Raw genomic sequence first — 1,054 nt, forward strand, 5'->3', positions numbered from 1 at the left:
GGCAGATTGCAAGAAATAACTTGAACGAATTTAATGACGTAAATTAAGCAAGAAGATCTCGATTGGTGTATGCCAATTAAGACATTTAAGTGGCCGTGAATTCAAATACCAATTAATTTGAACCAATTGATGATCACTTAGTTCTTCAATGGCTTGGCCTTTGGGAATAAAGCGCCGCAAAACTCGGTTACGGTTCTCATTACTGCCTCTTTCATGCGGTGAATAGGCATGGGCAAAATAAACCTGTGTACCAGTTCGCCGTTCAATTGTCTGATAGTTAGCGAACTCTTTACCATGATCTACGGTAAGCGTCTTGAGCTTGTCTTGAAGTTGACTAGCTAGTTCAAGTACGGCTTGAGTCATGGACTGACTGTCGCGACCATGGAGCCGTTTAACAATTGTCAGGCGACTCTTACGCTCCACAAAAGTAGCCACAGCTTGACCTTTACGTTTACCAGAAAGTACGGTATCAGCTTCAAAGTGGCCGAATTCCTGGCGAGTTTCGACTTTATGAGGCCGCTCCTCAATGGAGCGGCCGTGATTGAACGTACCACGCTTTTCTTTAGCACGATGACGACGAATTCCATGATCAGGCAAATCGGGCAACTGTATATCAAGCCATCCTTGATCAATCCAGTTATAGACCGTCTTGTAGGCAATCCCAACCACATGGGCAACTTGTTCAGGGGACCACTTCTGGACTTGAATCTTTTCCTCGATCAAGTGTTTAAGGTTTTTAGTAAGCGAAGACTTTCGCCCCCGTTGACTAGCCTTTCGTTCAAAGTCAGTTTGCGCTAGTTCAGCTTGATACTCACTATTTAGCCGGTGAAGTTCGTTAAAGATGGTGGTCTGACTAAAGCCTAAGTAGTTAGCGATGTATCGCAAGGAACGTCCTTCATTATGAAGCGTTTCAATGACAACACGGTTCTGGAATGATAAAATAGTGGTGCTCATCAAGGTCCTTCTTTCTAATGGATTGTGTGGTAACACCATTAAAGACCTTGATGGGTTTTTCTGTCCACTTAAATGTTCAACTTAAATTTTACAATCTGCC

General features: G+C 43.3%; 1 protein-coding gene. It reads right to left on the reverse strand.

The genetic code is table 11. The annotated features are described in order from the left end of the window. Positions 1–30 precede the first annotated feature (30 nt). Positions 31–954, reverse strand: a complete 924-nt coding sequence (locus MZO41_RS16515) for an IS30 family transposase (protein ID WP_063489802.1) — start codon at positions 952–954, stop codon at positions 31–33. Between the last annotated feature and the right edge of the window lie 100 nt (positions 955–1,054).

Source organism: Lactiplantibacillus sp. C232 (genome assembly GCF_023806725.1).
GTDB lineage: Bacteria > Bacillota > Bacilli > Lactobacillales > Lactobacillaceae > Lactiplantibacillus > Lactiplantibacillus plantarum.

Coding starts and splice junctions, on each gene's coding strand:
- MZO41_RS16515 (WP_063489802.1), bottom strand. CDS start 954: ATGAGCACCACTATTTTATCATTCCAGAACCGTGTTGTCATTGAAACG.